At 40.0% G+C, this 17,641-nt stretch carries 12 protein-coding genes and 2 pseudogenes; 10 read left to right on the top strand and 4 right to left on the bottom strand.

What is annotated here, in order from left to right; translation table 11 throughout:
- Positions 1-9 precede the first annotated feature (9 nt).
- Positions 10-381, top strand: a complete 372-nt coding sequence (locus FE394_RS15140) for a diacylglycerol kinase (RefSeq protein WP_319927193.1) — start codon at positions 10-12, stop codon at positions 379-381.
- A 118-nt stretch (positions 382-499) separates the two neighbouring features.
- Positions 500-1,114 carry a transcriptional repressor LexA gene (lexA, locus tag FE394_RS15135; RefSeq protein WP_319927192.1) on the top strand — a complete coding sequence of 205 codons (615 nt, stop codon included), beginning with the start codon at positions 500-502 and terminating at the stop codon, positions 1,112-1,114.
- 152 nt (positions 1,115-1,266) lie between these two features.
- On the opposite strand, the gene zur is transcribed toward lexA, so the two are convergent.
- Together zur and FE394_RS15125 are read right to left on the bottom strand one after the other, a co-directional pair.
- Positions 1,267-1,779 carry a zinc uptake transcriptional repressor Zur gene (zur, locus tag FE394_RS15130; RefSeq protein WP_319927191.1) on the bottom strand — a complete coding sequence of 171 codons (513 nt, stop codon included), beginning with the start codon at positions 1,777-1,779 and terminating at the stop codon, positions 1,267-1,269.
- Between the two features lie 289 nt (positions 1,780-2,068).
- Entirely contained in the window at positions 2,069-2,476 is a 408-nt protein-coding gene (locus FE394_RS15125) for a DUF2628 domain-containing protein (protein ID WP_319927190.1), read from the bottom strand.
- Between the two features lie 425 nt (positions 2,477-2,901).
- Between FE394_RS15125 and FE394_RS15120 the strand changes: the two genes are divergently transcribed.
- The 4 genes from FE394_RS15120 to dusA all read left to right on the top strand — a co-directional run bounded on the left by FE394_RS15120 (position 2,902) and on the right by dusA (position 11,210).
- Positions 2,902-5,184 (top strand): type I restriction-modification system subunit M, encoded by a 2,283-nt coding sequence (locus tag FE394_RS15120; protein WP_319927189.1) that lies wholly within the window; start codon positions 2,902-2,904, stop codon positions 5,182-5,184.
- Positions 5,184-6,605, top strand: a complete 1,422-nt coding sequence (locus FE394_RS15115) for a restriction endonuclease subunit S (RefSeq protein WP_319927188.1) — start codon at positions 5,184-5,186, stop codon at positions 6,603-6,605. The genes FE394_RS15120 and FE394_RS15115 overlap by 1 nt, the downstream gene beginning before the upstream one ends.
- A 176-nt stretch (positions 6,606-6,781) precedes the next feature.
- A complete protein-coding gene (locus FE394_RS15110; RefSeq protein WP_319927187.1) occupies positions 6,782-10,027 on the top strand; it encodes a type I restriction endonuclease subunit R in 3,246 nt (1,081 codons plus the stop codon).
- Between the two features lie 154 nt (positions 10,028-10,181).
- Positions 10,182-11,210 carry a tRNA dihydrouridine(20/20a) synthase DusA gene (gene dusA / locus FE394_RS15105; RefSeq protein WP_319927186.1) on the top strand — a complete coding sequence of 343 codons (1,029 nt, stop codon included), beginning with the start codon at positions 10,182-10,184 and terminating at the stop codon, positions 11,208-11,210.
- 20 nt (positions 11,211-11,230) lie between these two features.
- Here the strand turns inward: dusA and FE394_RS15100 are convergent, their stop codons facing one another.
- Complete coding sequence (locus FE394_RS15100) at positions 11,231-12,214, bottom strand: quinone oxidoreductase (protein ID WP_319927185.1); 984 nt, start codon at positions 12,212-12,214, stop codon at positions 11,231-11,233.
- A gap of 267 nt (positions 12,215-12,481) precedes the next feature.
- Between FE394_RS15100 and FE394_RS15095 the strand changes: the two genes are divergently transcribed.
- Positions 12,482-13,699, top strand: coding sequence for a tyrosine-type recombinase/integrase (locus tag FE394_RS15095; RefSeq protein ID WP_319927184.1), 1,218 nt, complete (start codon positions 12,482-12,484; stop codon positions 13,697-13,699).
- A gap of 44 nt (positions 13,700-13,743) precedes the next feature.
- A pseudogene (locus FE394_RS15090) lies at positions 13,744-14,298 on the top strand (primase-helicase zinc-binding domain-containing protein); the annotation flags it as partial.
- Positions 14,299-14,692: 394 nt separating this feature from the next.
- Here FE394_RS15090 and FE394_RS15085 read toward each other — a convergent pair.
- A complete protein-coding gene (locus tag FE394_RS15085) occupies positions 14,693-15,592 on the bottom strand; it encodes a YopJ family acetyltransferase (RefSeq protein ID WP_319927183.1) in 900 nt (299 codons plus the stop codon).
- Positions 15,593-15,860: 268 nt separating this feature from the next.
- Between FE394_RS15085 and FE394_RS15080 the strand changes: the two are divergent.
- Both FE394_RS15080 and FE394_RS15075 read left to right on the top strand, forming a co-directional pair.
- A pseudogene (locus FE394_RS15080) lies at positions 15,861-16,562 on the top strand (phage major capsid protein); the annotation flags it as partial.
- A 211-nt stretch (positions 16,563-16,773) separates the two neighbouring features.
- On the top strand, positions 16,774-17,574 hold the full coding sequence (locus tag FE394_RS15075) for a phage tail protein (RefSeq protein ID WP_319927182.1): 801 nt from the start codon (positions 16,774-16,776) through the stop codon (positions 17,572-17,574).
- Positions 17,575-17,641 lie beyond the last annotated feature (67 nt).

The following is a 17,641-nucleotide window of genomic DNA, read 5'->3' as shown; positions in this document are numbered from 1 at the left end:
AAAATTCTTATGGCAAATCAATCTACGGGTTTAACCCGAATCATTAAAGCGGCTGGATATTCGGCGAAAGGTATCAAAGCGGCATGGCGAAATGAAGCGGCGTTCCGACAGGAGGCAATCGCGTCTATATTTGCAGTCATAGTCGCATTTTCTTTAGATCTTGGCCTATTCGAGAGACTCCTGCTTATCAGCTCTGTCATGCTGGTCATTATTGTTGAGATCCTTAATAGTGCCATAGAAGCGGTAGTGGACCGCATTGGCAGCGAATATCATGAATTATCGGGCCGGGCGAAAGATATGGGTTCAGCAGCAGTATTCCTGACTATACTTCTGGCGCTGTTTATCTGGGGAATGCTCCTTTGGTCGCATTTCATGCGCTGATATGATGTGTTTATCATCAAAACACGTTATTTAGCTGCTTTTACGTGCTGACCGGTTCCCAATTCGAATTTAGCTGTATATACTCACAGCTGGACTGTATAAACAAACAGGGGGCGAAATGAAAGCATTAACTGCCAGGCAGAAGCAAGTCTATGACTTGGTGCGTGACCATATTTCGCAAACGGGTATGCCACCAACACGTGCTGAAATTGCAGCACGTCTTGGTTTTCGTTCACCTAACGCGGCAGAAGAGCATTTAAAAGCACTGGCGCGTAAAGGGGTGGTAGAGATTATCTCTGGTGCATCCAGAGGTATCCGTTTGCTTCTCGAAGAAGAAGATAATACGGGATTACCGTTAATCGGTCGTGTTGCAGCTGGCGAACCATTGCTGGCTCAGGAACACATCGAAAGTCACTATAAGGTTGATCCTGAATTATTTAAACCAAGCGCTGATTTTTTGTTGCGTGTTAAAGGAATGTCCATGAAAGACATCGGAATTATGGACGGAGATTTACTTGCTGTACATAAAACACAGGATGTTCATAACGGACAAGTTATAGTTGCGCGCATTGAAGATGAAGTGACAGTAAAACGCTTAAAACAAACAGGCAACAAAATTGAGTTGATTGCTGAAAATCCAGAATTTGAACCCATTGTTGTTGATTTAAGCGAGCAGAGTTTCACCATTGAAGGATTGGCAGTAGGCATTATTCGTAACGGGGACGGGTTCTGATTGTAAAAACGGATAATTGTACTTTGCCATTCTGGGGCGGTCATTTCTCACAGTACCCGTAAACCCGAGTTCAACGGGAACTTGATAATATATCAACCATGACCGCCTCACTGCCTTATAAGGCTTCAAGTATTTCGTCTTATTTCTTTTTCTTATTTCTTTTTATTTTCTTCAACCGGATGAGGGTGCTGGCATGTATCGCGTTCCGTACAGGAATCGATCTCATGACAGGAAGAGCATAAGCCGTGGATTTCTATCACACTATTCCGCAGATGAAAGCCTGTTCCTTGTGCTAACTGTTGAATAGTAGATTCAATATCTTTCGCGTTCTTTTCGGTCACTGAACCGCAATCTTCACAGATAAACATAGCCGAAGTATGGCAGGGTTCTTCAAAATGATGGCAGAGAACATAACTGTTTGTCGATTCTATTTTGTGGATAAAACCTTGTTCCAACAGGAATTCCAATCCACGGTAAACTGTTGGTGGCTTAGCTTGCGGCTCAACTTCTCGTAACAGATCAAGTAAATCATAAGCACTGATTGCGCTGGGTTGTTCCGTAATTAAACGAAGAATTTGCAGGCGCTGAGGTGTCAAACGAACCCCTCTTGACAGACAAATAGTCTCAGCCTGTGCCAGTAAATTTTTTTGATTGATAGTTTTCATACACCTCTCACACCTACACGATGCTAATGGCTTTAATGTTATCACGTTTTTTGGCTTGAGAGTGGAACCCACGTAATGCTCAGAGAATATATCCCAGAAGCAGAAATAGAGAATTTGATGAGAATTTGGATAGATGAAATGAAGTAGGGGAATACCCAATTGCACGGTAAGGAGTGGACGATTCCTGTTTAAGTGAATCGATCTTTGATCGAATATTGATTTATTGTTGTGCATAAAAAGTAAAAAAGACAGCGGATTTTAAAATCTGCTGTCTTTATGAAAATGTCTTTTATTTGGAAAATATACCTTTAAAGGGATTCCAGCTATCGTCCCCTTTTACTTCTTTTAAATAGTAAGAATAATTTGCTGAGAACCCATACAATATTGCAAATCCAGCTCCTAATCCATTCCAAATAGCATCTGATAATTCATAGCCCACCATCTCTTCAGTAATTCCTATTGCTATAGCCACTGCAAAGATCATTCCTAATAAGGCCAGTCCTTTTTTCCATAATCCAAGAATTAAAAAGTAAAAAATACCAAAGAAAACGGCAAAGAAATTCATGCTTATTTTTATACGCTTAGAAAAAGTGACTTTTCTAAGCGCTTCTTGGTGTCCTTTAGAAGAAGGACACCCATTTTTTTCAAAAAATTCAAAACGTTCTTGCCATTTTTCAGAATACTTAGATGAATCCATTTTCTTTCCTTAATAGTGATGGTATCTAATAAAGGCTAGATACAATAATTATTGTTAATAACAATACCAGTAGAAAAAATCATTAAGCAGAGCAATTTATAATTGATATTTTATTACTGATTTATAGGTTTTTTTTATTTTTCCAATTGTAATGTGTTGGATAAACACACTTTTATTGATGTTTCAGTAAGGTATTCTATCTGTCCATGATTTTTACAGCCAGAAATTTTCGGTAAAAAGAACAAATATTCAAACACGATAAAAATTTCCTCACACTTTTCCCACTAGCTGCCATAATTAAATTAGGAAAATTGTGTGCAATTGTATGCGTTTTTCTTTGAGTTTAGTGACACCTTCATCGTGCTGATTAATACCATTGCTGTGTGTAATCAGCCCAATTAATTTTCTCAAAATTATGTGCTGTTATGACGAACTCAAATTTTTCTCGAACCGCTGCTTTTATCTGGTCAGTTGCTGATTTGCTTCGTGGTGACTTCAAACAATCTCAATATGGGCGGGTGATCTTGCCATTTACGCTGCTCCGTCGGTTGGAATGCGTACTGGAACAGAGTAAAGATGCAGTTGTTGCTGAATACGAACGTATTAAGCCTATGAAGCTACTGGAAGAGGCACAGGAGAAATTCTTATTTCGTGCAGTCAATGGATTAGCTTTCTTTAATATCTCACCAATGAATCTTGGCAAGATGGGGCAAAATGGCATCAAAGATAACTTAGAGAATTACATACAGTCGTTTTCCAAGGATGCACGTGAAATTTTTGAACATTTTAATTTTTATGAATTTATTGGCTTATTGGATGAGGCTAACTTGCTTTACAAGATAGTGAAAAAATTTGCTACAACACCTCTCAGTCCCGATGTGGTTTCTAATCATGAAATGGGCTTGATATTTGAAGAGTTAATCCGCCGCTTTGCAGAAAGTTCCAATGAAACAGCAGGGGAACACTTTACCCCGCGTGATATTGTAGATCTAACAACATCGCTTGTTTTTACTGGAGATGAAGACAGTTATACACCAGGTTCAATTAGAACAATTTATGATCCTACCGCTGGAACGGGTGGATTCCTGTCTGCGGGTATGGAATATGTTCTGAAAGGTAGTCCATTAGCGAGGATGGTTGCTTTTGGTCAGGAATTAAATCCTGAATCCTATGCGATTTGTAAAGGGGATATGCTGATTAAAGGTCAGGATGTCAGCCGTATTAAATTGGGCAATACTTTATCTAATGACCAACTACCAGCCGATAAATTCGACTATATGCTGTCAAATCCGCCATTTGGTGTGGATTGGAAAAAGATAGAAGAAGACATCAAAAGTGAACATGCTGTAAAAGGTTTTGATGGTCGTTTTGGTGCGGGATTACCACGTGTTTCTGATGGTTCTTTGCTATTTCTGATGCATCTGCTCAGCAAAATGCGTGATCTTCGTTTTGTTGATGGTAGAGCTATTGAGGGTAGTCGTATCGGCATTATCCTTAATGGTTCACCACTGTTTACGGGCAGTGCAGGCAGTGGCGAAAGTGAAATTCGTCGCTATATTCTGGAAGCTGATTTACTTGAAGCGATTGTCGCCTTGCCGACCGACATGTTCTACAACACGGGCATTGCAACTTACGTGTGGATACTGAGTAATAAAAAAGTGCCAGAACGTAAAGGTAAAGTGCAACTGATTAATGCTACAAACCTGAGCAGCAAAATGCGTAAGTCTCTGGGTTCAAAACGTCATTATCTTACCGATGAAGCAATCCGGGCCATTACACTTAATTACGGTCAGTTTGAAGAAGCTGATACTCAGATCCAAGATGGTGCTACCGATAGTCAAAAGCCTTTTGCGAGCAAAATCTTTGAAACCTACGCTTTTGGTTATCGCCGTTTAACCATTGAACGCCCCTTACGTTTGTCTGCGCAAATTACCGATCAAGCGGTGGAATCACTGCGTTTTGCACCAAAACCATTTAATGCGGCGATGTCTGCTATTTATGAAGCATTTGGCTCGGAATGGACTGCAGAGACTTATGGCTCTTTGAATAAAGTAGAAGACAAAATCCGCGCAATGGTCAAACGGAATTTCCCGGAACTTAAAGAGAAACAGATCAAAGATCTATTGGATAGCAAAATATGGTTATTCCAGAAGTCATTACTGGAAAAGGCGCGAAAACTGCAAAGTATTATTGGATCAGAGCAGTTTAATGATTTTAACCAGTTTGAGCAGGTTCTTAAGGATGCGCTTAAAACAGCAGGTATCAAACTTGATACCAAAGAGAAAAAGCAATTCATTGATGCGATTACGTGGAAAAATCCAGAGGCTGAGCCTGTGATTGCCAAAGTATTAAAAGAAAAAGCCCAGCCACTTTATGGTGCATTTAACTACCAAGGTAAAGTCGTTGAATTACAACAGGATGGTGATTTGCGTGATAACGAAAATGTGCCACTTGATCCAGCAACGACGACAACACAGTTAATTGAAGATTACTTTAAACGTGAAGTACAACCGCATGTTGCTGATGCCTGGATCAATGCGGATAAGCGCGATGAAAAAGAGGGTGAAATCGGCGTAATCGGGTATGAAATTCCCTTTAACCGCTATTTTTATGTCTATCAGCCACCGCGTGACCTTGCAGCCATTGATGCCGATTTGGATAAAGTCAGTGCCGAGATTATGAAACTGCTGCAAGAGGTGCATTCGTAATGAGTAAGTATCAGGCGTATCCGGAATATAAGGACTCTGGGGTTGAATGGTTGGGATATGTACCCAGTCACTGGAAGCTAACTCAAGTAAAATATGGCTATAATATTACATTAGGCAAGATGTTGCAGAAATCACCTAAATCCAGTGTTGATATACTCAGGCCATACCTTAAAGCTCAAAATATACAGCCAAATGGTATTAATCTATCAAAAGTAGATCAAATGTGGTTTTCTCCTGAAGAGTGCAAGAACTTATTACTTCTTCCTGGAGATGTATTAGTGAGTGAAGGTGGCGATGTTGGGAGATCTGTTCTCTGGAATAATGAAATTGCAGAATGTTACATCCAGAATGCGATTAATCGAGTAAGAACTGTCAATGATAATAGTACAAAATTCTTTAATTATTGGATAACTTACTTAAAGGCCTCAGATTATATTAATGTTCTCTGTAATAAAGCTACAATCGCTCATTATACAGCAGAAAAGCTCAAAGCATCGCCATTGCTGTTACCAATGGTGAATGAACAAGAACAAATAGCCGATTTCCTCGATCATGAAACAGCAAAAATAGACACTTTGATTGAAAAACAACAACAACAACTAATTAAGTTACTCAAAGAAAAACGCCAAGCAGTAATTAGCCATGCTGTGACTAAAGGGCTGAACCTTGATGTGCCAATGAAAGATTCTGGTGTGGAGTGGTTGGGGAATGTGCCAACGCATTGGAATATCACGAGAATAGGATTCCATACTTTAAAAATTGGTAGTGGCAAAACACCAAAAGGCGGTGCTGAAATCTACCAAGAGGATGGAGTGTTGTTTTTGCGTAGTCAGAATATTTATGATGATGGTTTACGCATAGGAAAATCAGAAAGTGTCTTCATTTCGGAGAATATACATGAGGAGATGAAGGGAACAAAAGTTTATGGGGGAGATATTCTGCTAAATATTACTGGTGGTTCAATTGGTCGAAGTTGTTTGGTACCTAAAAATTTTATAGAAACTAATGTAAATCAACACGTTTGCATCATAAGGATGCCAAAATCGTTGAGTGAATACGTATCGCTTGTAATGAAGTCTGTATCAATTAAAGAACAAATAGTATCTATACAGACAGGTGGAAATAGAGAAGGGTTGAATTTTGAACAGATATCTAAGTTTGTTTTTTGTTTGCCTTCTGAAAAAGAGAGAATTTCATTAATAAAATATATTCATTTCGTACTTAAAAAATTTGATAGTCTCGAAAGTAAAGCTAATGAGGTAATTCGATTGATGCAAGAACGCCGCACCGCCCTAATCTCCGCCGCAGTTACAGGCAAAATTGATGTTCGTCATTGGCAAGCACCCGTTACCCACCAAGCAAGCAATCACTCAGCATATCAAAGCCATTTATGCAGGCATGATTTGTCAAAAGTAAGCTAAACAAAAAACCAAGCAGGAATACGATAAATACCGCCGGATCAAAGGTATACATCCTTCTCGGGTTGATAAAGATTTAGCGGATGAATTGAAACTTCTAAGTGATAAACAAAGTAAAAAGTAATCAGTGATGAACGTTTATTAATTGTCTACAGGACTGAAAGAGTAAATACAAAACAATGAAAGACGTAACGCAGGAAAGGACTTTTCAAGCCGATATTATTTCCCAAATGGTGAGCAATGGCTGGGTACAAGGTAAACCGGAAGGCTATAGCCGTGAATCAGCACTGTATGAGCAAGATGTATTGATTTTTGTTCAGCAAACTCAACCTAAAGAATGGGAAAAGTTCTGCAAAGTTTTTCCTGTCGATTCTGAACGTCACTTTTTAGCCGCATTGGTTGCTCAGCTTAAGAAGGCGGATATCAATGCCACCGATAGAGCTTCACGTACCTATGGTACTTTGGGTGCATTGCGCCACGGCTTAAAAATCCGAAATGCCCGTTTTTCTCTGTGCCAGTTTAAACCAGAACATGCCCTTAATCCTGATACATTGGCGCGTTACCAGCAGAATATCTGCCGTATTGTACCGGAATTGGTCTATAGTCCTTATGCAACGAAAGAGCATTTAGATCTCACCGGAAAACAAGCCAAAAAGTGGCGTATTGATCTGGTTTTGTTTATCAATGGGTTGCCTGTTTCGACATTAGAACTGAAATCAGAATTTAAACAGGCGGTAGACAGTGCAATTGCACAGTATAAGAACACACGACGACCGAAAGACCCGGCCACCAAAAAATTAGAACCCCTGTTGGCTTTTAAACGTGGTGCGTTGGTGCATTTTGCTGTCAGCCAGTATGAAGTCTATATGACAACAAGACTGGCAGGTGAAGAGACTTTTTTCTTACCCTTTAATAAAGGTACGCACGATGGCGGTGCAGGTAATGATATTCCTGATGATCCAAATCGTTATGCCACTGATTATCTTTGGAATGAAGTTTTAACTCCGGATAATTTACTGAATATCATTGGATGCTTTGTTCATCTACAAATTGAAGAAAAAGAAGATGAACAGGGATATAAGTCTAAAAGAGAGACGCTGATTTTCCCGCGTTATCATCAATGGGATGTGGTGACAAAGTTGATTAATGCGGCAGTTAAAGAGGGTATAGGCAATAAATACCTGATTCAACACAGTGCAGGCTCAGGTAAATCCAACTCTATTGCATGGACAGCACACCAATTATCTACTTTGCATGATGTACAAGGTGACAAACAGTTTCACTCGGTCATTGTGATCACAGACCGGACTGTTTTAGATGATCAGCTACAAGAAACTATCTATCAATTTGAACATAAAGACGGTGTTGTTGAGCGTATCAGCAATAAAAAAAGGGATGGTTCAAAATCAGAAAAATTGGCTACTGCGTTAGAAACCTCACGATCAATCATTATTGTTACCATCCAAACTTTTTCGTTTGTGCTTGATGCAATTGAGAACAGCACAAGTCTGAAAGAACGTCGTTATGCAGTAATTGCTGATGAAGCCCATTCATCACAAACTGGTTTGGCAGCCGCTGAATTAAAAAAAGCGCTGATGAAGAAAGAAGCGGAGGATGTTGAACCTTCTTCGGAAGATGCTATTAACGCAATGATAGCAGCTCGTTCCGGTAGTCTTAATATCAGTTATTATGCTTTCACCGCAACACCAAAGGCTAAAACCATAGAATTATTTGGTCGTCGTCCCAATCCAGACTTGCCTGCTTCAAAACAGAATAAACCTGAGGCCTATCATATTTATTCAATGCGCCAAGCCATCGAAGAAGGATTTATTCTTGATGTCCTGAAAAATTACACCAATTACAAGGTAATTTATCAATTGGCGCAAAAGGTTGAAGCGAAGGACAAAGAAGTAGACGCTGGTAAAGCCAAAGTCAAACTCAGCCATTGGGTGCGGCTGCATGATTACAATATTTCACAAAAAGTGAAAGTGATTGTGGAACATTTTAAAAAGAATGTCATTCACCTGTTGAGTGGCCAAGCAAAAGCGATGGTTGTTACCCGTTCTCGTAAGGAAGCCGTACGCTATAAGTTGGCATTTGATAAATACGTGGCTGAAAATGGTTATTCATCCATTAAAGCAATGGTCGCCTTTTCTGGTGAAGTAGAGTTTGATTCGAGTGACCCCGATAGCTCTATGTTGCTTGATCAAAAATTTACGGAACGGGGGATGAATCCAAACCTAAAAGGCCGGGAGATGCGTAAAGCCTTTGATAGTGATGACTATCAAGTGCTATTGGTCGCAAATAAATTCCAAACGGGTTTTGATCAACCAAAGTTATGCGCCATGTATGTGGATAAAAAGTTAGCAGGAGTGGAATGTGTCCAGACTCTTTCACGTTTAAATCGGACTTACCCGGGAAAAGCCGAATCAGGCACATTTGTTTTGGATTTCTTTAACGAACCGCAGGATATTCTGGATGCTTTCCAGCCTTATTACCAAGTGGCAGAATTAGGGGATGTTTCTGATCCTGACAAGATATTTGATTTATTTGAAAAACTGCGTAGCAGCGGTATTTTTCAGTGGTCTGAAGTGGAGCAATTTATCGAGGCTTTCTTCACTAAAAATAAGTCTCCTGCTGCGATAAGCAATATTTGCAAGCCTGCGGTAGAACGTTGGCAGAAGCGCTACAGTTCAGCAATACAGGCTTATGTTAAAGCCAAAGAAATGTCTGAGCGTACAAAGAAAACTAATGATGCGGTATTAATCGCCAATGCTGAAAACAGTCTTAAAGATTGTACGAAAGAAAAAGATCGTCTTGAAATCTTCAAAAAAGATTTAGGCAGTTTTACCCGTTTTTATGAATTTATGTCACAAATTGTCGATTATGATGATAGAGAACTGGAAAAACTCAGTCTTTACGCGCGTCATCTGCGTCCGTTGCTGCGTGAAAAAGTCGTTGCGGAAGATGAGATCGATCTCAACAACGTCGTTATGAGTCACTATCGTGTATCGAAGATACGTCAGCAAGACCTTCAACTACAAGAAAATAGCGCTGAATATAAACTCCAGCCAAGCAATGACATTGGAACTGCCAAACCTAAAGACAAAAAAGAAGAGTTATTATCCCTTATTATTGAGCGGTTAAATGAAGTTTTTATTACGGATAATCTGACCATCAAGGACATGATTAACTATGCTTTCACCGTGCGGGATAAACTGACCGAAAACGAAACGGTAATGAGTCAAATAGCGAATAACACGCGTGAACAGGTGATGTTAGGCGATTTTCCCCAAGCGATTGATGATGCAATCCTGAGCAGCAGCACAGCACATCAAAATCAGATGATGCAGCTTCTTTCTGATCCAGAAAAAACCCGTCAATTCTCACAGGTTATTTTTGATATGTTGAGTATAGGTAAATAACGTCTCATCACTAATGGCATCATCACTAATAGCATCATCAATGCGAGGTCGTTGCACTATGTTATAATCGGTCATTACTCACCTCTAAAGACGCCAGTTCACCACTTTCAATGGTGTACTGGATGGCGTACCGATAAACTGAAAATAGCCTAAAATGCACGAAAATAAAGAATTTAATTATATTTCTGAAAATGGCGAAAAAGCCTATAAATTCAAACCCTCCCGCTTCTCCGTTGCGCCCATGTTGGACTGGACTGACCGTCATTGCCGTTATTTCCATCGCCTGTTGAGTAAAGAAGCTTTGCTTTACACAGAAATGGTGACGACAGGCGCGATTATTCATGGCAAAGGGGATTATCTGGCTTATAACGAACATGAACATCCACTGGCATTGCAGTTGGGCGGCAGCGATCCTCAGGCATTGGCTCAATGTGCCAAGATTGCGCAGGATCGGGGTTATGATGAAATCAATTTGAATGTCGGTTGTCCTTCTGATCGCGTGCAGAATGGTCGTTTTGGTGCTTGTCTGATGGGAGACGCAATGCTGGTGGCCGATTGTGTTAAGGCGATGCAGGATGTAGTTGATATCCCTGTTACCGTCAAAACCCGCATCGGGATTGATGAGCAAGATAGCTACGAGTTTTTGTGCGATTTCATCAATACTGTCGTGAAAAATAGCGATTGCGATAATTTTGTTATCCATGCGCGCAAGGCATGGTTGTCCGGTCTGAGCCCAAAAGAAAACCGTGAAATTCCGCCTTTGGATTACCCTCGTGTCTATCAGTTGAAGAAAGATTTCCCTCAACTGACGCTTTCTATCAACGGTGGCATTAAGTCACTGGAAGAAGCAAGGCAACACTTGCAGTATGTGGATGGCGTGATGATTGGGCGAGAAGCTTATCAAAACCCCTCTATTCTGGCACAAGTAGATAGTGAGTTGTTTGATCAGAAAGCACCAGTAACGAATACGATTGATGCGATTAAGGCACTTTACCCTTATATCGAACAGGAATTATCAAAAGGCACTTATTTAGGGCATGTCACCCGCCATATCTTGGGAATATTTCAAGGTATCCCCGGTGCTCGTCAATGGCGCCGTCACTTGAGTGAAAACGCTCATAAACCGGGTGCTGATATTATGGTAATTGAAAAAGCGTTGGAAATGGTGACTGAGCGGATGTAATCCGCCCAGATTGTGCGGCATTACGGAATAAGTAAACTGGAGCCGTGAGTGGCGCGGCTTTCCAGTGCCTGATGCGCTTTTACCGCTTCGCTCAATGGGAACTTCTGGTTTTCTGGTACGTTCACATTGATTTTTCCGCTGGCGATCAAATCAAACAGAGCCTTGCTGGCTTCATTTAATTCTTCCCGGGTGGTGATATAGCCGTTAATAGCAGGTCGGGTGACAAACAGAGAACCTTTTTGGTTGAGAAGCCCTAAATCGACGCCAGTGACAGGCCCGGAAGCATTGCCGAAACTGACCATCAAACCCCGGCGCTTAAGACAATCCAGTGAATCCAGCCACGTGGCTTTACCTACGGAGTCATAAACGACACTGACTTTCTCCCCTCCAGTAAAGTTTAAAACACGCTCTACAATATTTTCATCGTTATAATTGATGGTCTGCCATGCGCCCGCTTCTTTAGCAAGAGCGGCTTTTTCATCAGAACCTACTGTTCCAATCAATTTTGCTCCCAGCGCTTTTGCCCATTGGCAGGCGATCAAGCCAACTCCACCTGCTGCGGCATGGAATAAGAAAGTTTCACCTTCTTGAATTTGGTATGTCTGATGGAATAAATAGTAGACGGTCAGACCTTTCAACAGTGATGCTGCGGCTTGTTCGAATGAAATTTCATCGGGCAGGAGAGCGAGTCTGCTTTCCGGCACATTATGCACTTCGCTGTAAGCGCCGACGCCAGACTGCGCATAAGCCACACGATCACCAATTTTGACTGATGTTACATTTGAGCCAACTTTGGTGACTATGCCAGCGGCTTCCATTCCAAGCCCACTTGGCAAGCTGGCTGGAGGATATAACCCACTGCGAACATAAGTATCAATATAATTAATTCCGATGGCCTTATTTTCTACCTGAACTTCGTCAGGCGCAGGATCAGCAGGCGTGAATTCACCATATTGGAGTAATTCAGGGCCGCCAGTGGCGGAAAATTCGATGCGTTTTGCCATAGTAACTCTCTCATTATGTAGGGAATATTGGTAAGAGCCTCGCACGTTTGCAATGAAAACGCTGTAAACGGCGTAAATGTAACTGAAATCATTACAGATTATCTATATTAACTTTGTGTTTTGATGTTTGTCCATGATGATTGTTTTTATATAAATATCAAGTAATTAATAAGCTATCCAACTGTATGTTGTTACAGTGTTTATTGACGTTTCCTCACTCTTGCAGCACACTATGTATAAACATTTGTATAAATACCTTGAGTAATCATGGCTGCCGAATTAAACAAGCTCAGTGACAAAAAACTTAGAACCCTGAACGGGAAAGAAAGGGATAATATTGAGTTTTTTGCCGATGGTGCTGGATTGAGTGCCAAAGCATCTAAAGCTGGTGGCATTAGCTGGGTTTTTACCTACCGACTTGATGGTAAAAAGTTAAACCGCCTTACCATTGGGCGCTATCCTGATATGCCACTCAAACAAGCTCGTGAAACACGGGACAAATGCCGTAACTGGTTGGCATCCGGTAAAGATCCAAAGCTCCAATTTAACTTAGTAATGCAAGAATCATTAAAACCAGTCACTGTAAAAGATGCTATCGAATATTGGATAGAGCACTACGGTAGAGAGAATCGAGTGAATATCGATACCCTCATTCTCCAATTAGAAAAGCATATTTATCCTTATATTGGTGAAATGGCATTGTCTGATTGTGAAACAATATATTGGCTGCAATGCTTTGATAGAATGAAAAAGAAAGCGCCGGTGGCTTCTGGTTCTGTATTTCAACTGTGCAAGCAAGCTCTAAAATTTTGCCGAGTAAGAAGGTATGCAGTTAGCCATGTATTGGATGATTTAACTATTCAGGATGTTGGACAAAAACAAAATAAAGGTCAGCAGTATTTAGAAGATAATGAACTTGGTCAATTATGGGAATCCATAAATTCAGGTATTTACCTACCTTATTATAATAATCTATTGAAAATACTGGTTGTATTTGGTTGCCGGACACGAGAGGTCAGGCTGTCTAAATGTTCAGAATGGAATTTTAATTCTATGTTATGGACTGTTCCAAAAGAAAATAGCAAAACAGGCGAGAAAATCATTCGTCCGATACCAGAATGTATGAAAGCATTTTTAGAAAATCTTGTTTATCAAAACAATAAAAGTGATTACCTCTTAGGAGAATTTAAAAAACTTGAAGCAGTCGCCCAATATGGCAGAAAAATATGGAAAAAATTAGAGCATGACGAGGAGTGGTCTTTGCATGACTTGAGGCGAACGTTCGCAACTAAATTAAATGACATGGGAATAGCGCCACATATTGTCGAACAGCTTCTAGGCCACGCTTTGCCGGGCATTATGGCGATATACAACAAGAGCCAATACCTACCAGAGAAGCTGGACGCTTTAAACAAATGGTGTGAGCGGCTTGATGTAGTGGCGGGTAATTATGAGAATGTGGTTATATTGAAAGCAGTGCAATAATCGGTATTAATTCGTTTAATGATGGACATGAGCATTAATCCGCCATGAATCACTGGCAAAGCCTATTGCCAGCTTGTGGCGTTGATGTTCCTGCAAAGGGGAAGCATGGCGTTTGCCCGATATGCGGCGGTACTGACCGTTTTCACTTTATAGACGATAACCATCACGGCGACTGGCATTGTCGCCAGTGTGACCAGCCCAATCATGGTGATGGTCTGGATTTAGTGGCAAGAGCTAAAGGTATCACTATTCTGGCCGCCGCTAAGCAGGTTGCTGATGTGTTGGCGATGCCGTTGCCTGAACCCAAACCAGTTAAAGATCAGCCTCGAACAGTAAAACCTATTGCGGAACGGATCTCGGTGCTGGTGGAAAAGTCGATAAGGGGAGAATTTCTGTATCTGGTGAAAAAGGGGCTGCAATGCCCCAATCAGCGGTTATTACAGGATTCTCTATTACTGGTGACTCAGATACTGGACGGTACTATCACGGGCGCTCAGACCATCAAACCAAACGGTGAAAAACACCTTGTTTCCGGCACTCAGAAAAAAGGGAGCTTTATTCCGGTATTTGAAATTACCGGAGCGCCTGACACCATCATTACACTATTTCAAATATCTAACTGTATTTAAAAGAAAATAATAGATGTATAGTTATTTTTTAACTGTACATCAACTCTACATGCTCTTCATTAATCTAAAAAGTGGGTGAACAGGTGATACAGTCAGTGAATATCATGTTAATTGCCTCAAATCAGATGTAGCAAGGCTTTCAGAGTATTGTGCAGAGGGTGCATAACTGAGAGGATGAAAAAGATTTTCAGGGGGGGCTTCTGGCAAGTAAACGAAATCAGAGACAATTTTATTTTCACCTTTGGTGAAATTGGCTTTATTGGATATAAACCCCGCTTGAAATTTGGGTTTGTGATAGCCCCAAATAACCTCTATCTCGAAGAAGTAGCTCAAAAGATGAAAAGTTATCATTCTTATTTTTTATTTATGACTCATCGAGCCAACGTAGCGCAGCCTCAGCAAGGCTAAGTCTTTTTTCTTCAATAGAGTTACTGTAGGTTCGTTTTTTTTCGGCAATTGTTCGGGTTACTTCATGGCGCTTATATCTGTCTATTAATGTCTCTCTTCCTCCTGGCTGTTTATTTGCTTTCATATCCTTATTGATTTCACCCAAATGATTTTTGAAGTAATTATTATAAGTATCCATTATCTTCATTGACTGTGCGTGTTTAAAAAAATCAATAGGCAATAATTTTATTGCTTGATCGAAAAATACTACCTTAGCTGTCTTCAATAAGGCATCATCAAATCCTAGATCGTAAGGAGTATGGCTTTCTCTAATAAATTCTATTTTATTATTGAAAAGATCTTGATGAAGCTTTACAAAGTGATCGCTATATTTATGCATCTTTTTCAAAAAATGGAGTGAAAAGAGTAAACAATCTGCATCACTATTTTGTATTTGGTTGTAAATATAAAGGGTTTTTATATTGGAAACATCATTAAGTTTATTAAGCTTAATATATAATATGGAAAAAATAAACTGATTTCTTCCGTGACTTGAATCAACAAAAATGATAGAAATATTATTATCCATATCTTTAAAAACATTAGCTACGGCAAAATGTGTTCTATCATCACCAGCATTAATCACAAATCTCTTGTGCTCATTATTATTCAAATTGTTTAATTCATGTATGGAATTAGCAAAATCATTTATAGTCATAATAGTAGGATGTGCATTCATACTGGATGTCGCATTTAAATGCTTTAATATTATTTGACAATTAATAAAATCCATTCGTATATTATTGAATTGATAGTTATTTGTTTTATTTGATCGAATTTTATCTATATACGATATTAACGAATCTCTATCAGACATTTTAATACTCCAATTAGCTATCTGAAAAAACCATAGCTCTGATTGTTAATTTTTTTACCTTGAGAAACACAGGTAATAATGACTGTGTTACTTATTGTATTTTACTCTACTTCATTTTTAATGGAAGTGCTTAATCTAATTATTTTGTTAAACAACAAGCATTAAATTTATTGTATATTCAAACATCATAGTTAGAGTTCTTTCTTGTTATTTTTCATTCTGTTAAAAAACTCACTTACTGAGAAAACAAATTAATTATGAAAATATCATGAAAAAATTACTCGAATTACGTCAACAAAAGTCCGATTTAAACCATCAAATGCGTTCACTGCTTACCAAAGCCGAAATTTAAAAATGTTCACTCACCAGCGATGAATCCAAACAGTTCGACGAATTGCGCCACTATGTTCTGACTGGTGAGTCTCGTTCCCTATCTACGGGCGTTCCGTCTGATGGCGGCTATACCGTTATCCCTGAATTGAACAAAAAAATCATGCAGCAATTGACTGATGAGTCAGTCATGCGCCGTATCTGTTCAGTTAAAACTACGCGCGGCAACGAATACAAACAGCTTGTTTCTGTCGGCGGTGCTGCCGTGGCATACGGGGAAGAAGGCAAGGCACGTACTGAGACTGCCACGCCAAAAATGGAAGAAGTTAGCATTAAACTTTTCCCCATCTACGCCTATCCTAAGACAACCCAAGAGATTATCGATTTTAGCGATGTAGATATCTTAGGCTGGCTGACCGCTGAAATTGCCGACACGTTTGTCGATACCGAAGAAACGGATCTCGTGAGTGGTTACGGCAGCAAAAAAGCGAAAGGCTTCCTGTCTTATCCCCGTGATACCCAAGCCGACAAGATTCGCGCGGTTGGCACATTGCAAAAACTGGAAGTTGCAACCCTTGAAGCGGATAGCCTGATTGACCTGAAATTCTTACTCAAAAACAAATACCGTAACCGTTATGTGTCCATTGCTTACAGATGGATATATTTTATTAATTCCCCGCCTGTTATTTTATGTCATCCTGCCGTCAAAACATGCAACCTGTCAAATATTAGTCAATCCGTACTCTCCAATATTGATGAACCGATTTTATTGATGTTCACTGGCGGAGCAGTATCCCACCGCCTTCATGTTACTTAGCAATGTGTATTGTTGATTAAATGAGGGAATTACTATGCAAGATAAGAAGCCTGATGCACCTGTTTCAGAAGATAGTAATCTGGTTATTGTTACCACACCGGAGTATGTCAAAGACTCAATTAAAGAAGCCATCGAACAACACGCCGCAAGTCGGAATCATCCCTATGCAACATTGGACGATAGGGGTTTTGTCACTCTCAGTAATGATGTTTGTAGTGATAGTGAAACTCATGCAGCAACATCTAAAGCAGTTAAAGCGGCAAATGATTTAGCAAACAAAGCTAATGATAATGCTGATACTCGTCTGGCAAAAGACCAAAATGGAGCAGATATACCTAACAAAGAGGAATTTGTTAAGAACCTTGGTCTAGCAGAAGGATCGGTATTACCTGTTGGTGTTCCCGTTCCTTGGCCGACAGAAACGGCACCGGAAGGATGGTTTATATGTAATGGTGAGCCATTTGATAAATCCAAATACCCGAAACTTGCTATTGCCTATCCATCAGGAATATTACCTGATTTGAGAGGGGAATTTATTCGTGGCTGGGATAATGAGCGAGGAGTCGACTCTAACCGTACAATGCTATCATGGCAGGAAGGTTCTTATGTAGTGCAAGAAGCTAAAACTTCTGCTGATAGAGTTGTAAATTTTTCACTTAATGGACGTGAAGAGTTAAATTGGGATACTCCGAATCTCCCAGATACAGAAATTAAGTTGCGTGCAAAAGCAACATCGGGAGGAGTATGGCACACAGATCATTATTATGACTATCATTATATAGGTGCAACCCGCCCCCGAAATATAGCATTCAATTATATAGTTAGAGCAGCTTAAGACTGAATCAATATAGATAACTTTTAACTCGCAGCTTCCTGTGAGTTCATCTCAATTTCACAGATTA

It is taken from the genome of Xenorhabdus littoralis, from assembly GCF_033949345.1.
Lineage (GTDB): Bacteria > Pseudomonadota > Gammaproteobacteria > Enterobacterales > Enterobacteriaceae > Xenorhabdus > Xenorhabdus littoralis.
The sequence above is the reverse complement of the archived record's forward strand: the minus strand, read 5'-3'. Positions and strand labels throughout refer to the sequence as shown.

Coding starts and splice junctions, on each gene's coding strand:
- FE394_RS15120 (WP_319927189.1), top strand. CDS start 2,902: ATGACGAACTCAAATTTTTCTCGAACCGCTGCTTTTATCTGGTCAGTT.
- FE394_RS15115 (WP_319927188.1), top strand. CDS start 5,184: ATGAGTAAGTATCAGGCGTATCCGGAATATAAGGACTCTGGGGTTGAA.
- dusA (WP_319927186.1), top strand. CDS start 10,182: ATGCACGAAAATAAAGAATTTAATTATATTTCTGAAAATGGCGAAAAA.
- FE394_RS15110 (WP_319927187.1), top strand. CDS start 6,782: ATGAAAGACGTAACGCAGGAAAGGACTTTTCAAGCCGATATTATTTCC.
- zur (WP_319927191.1), bottom strand. CDS start 1,779: ATGAAAACTATCAATCAAAAAAATTTACTGGCACAGGCTGAGACTATT.
- FE394_RS15075 (WP_319927182.1), top strand. CDS start 16,774: ATGCAAGATAAGAAGCCTGATGCACCTGTTTCAGAAGATAGTAATCTG.
- lexA (WP_319927192.1), top strand. CDS start 500: ATGAAAGCATTAACTGCCAGGCAGAAGCAAGTCTATGACTTGGTGCGT.
- FE394_RS15095 (WP_319927184.1), top strand. CDS start 12,482: ATGGCTGCCGAATTAAACAAGCTCAGTGACAAAAAACTTAGAACCCTG.
- FE394_RS15085 (WP_319927183.1), bottom strand. CDS start 15,592: ATGTCTGATAGAGATTCGTTAATATCGTATATAGATAAAATTCGATCA.
- FE394_RS15125 (WP_319927190.1), bottom strand. CDS start 2,476: ATGGATTCATCTAAGTATTCTGAAAAATGGCAAGAACGTTTTGAATTT.
- FE394_RS15100 (WP_319927185.1), bottom strand. CDS start 12,214: ATGGCAAAACGCATCGAATTTTCCGCCACTGGCGGCCCTGAATTACTC.
- FE394_RS15140 (WP_319927193.1), top strand. CDS start 10: ATGGCAAATCAATCTACGGGTTTAACCCGAATCATTAAAGCGGCTGGA.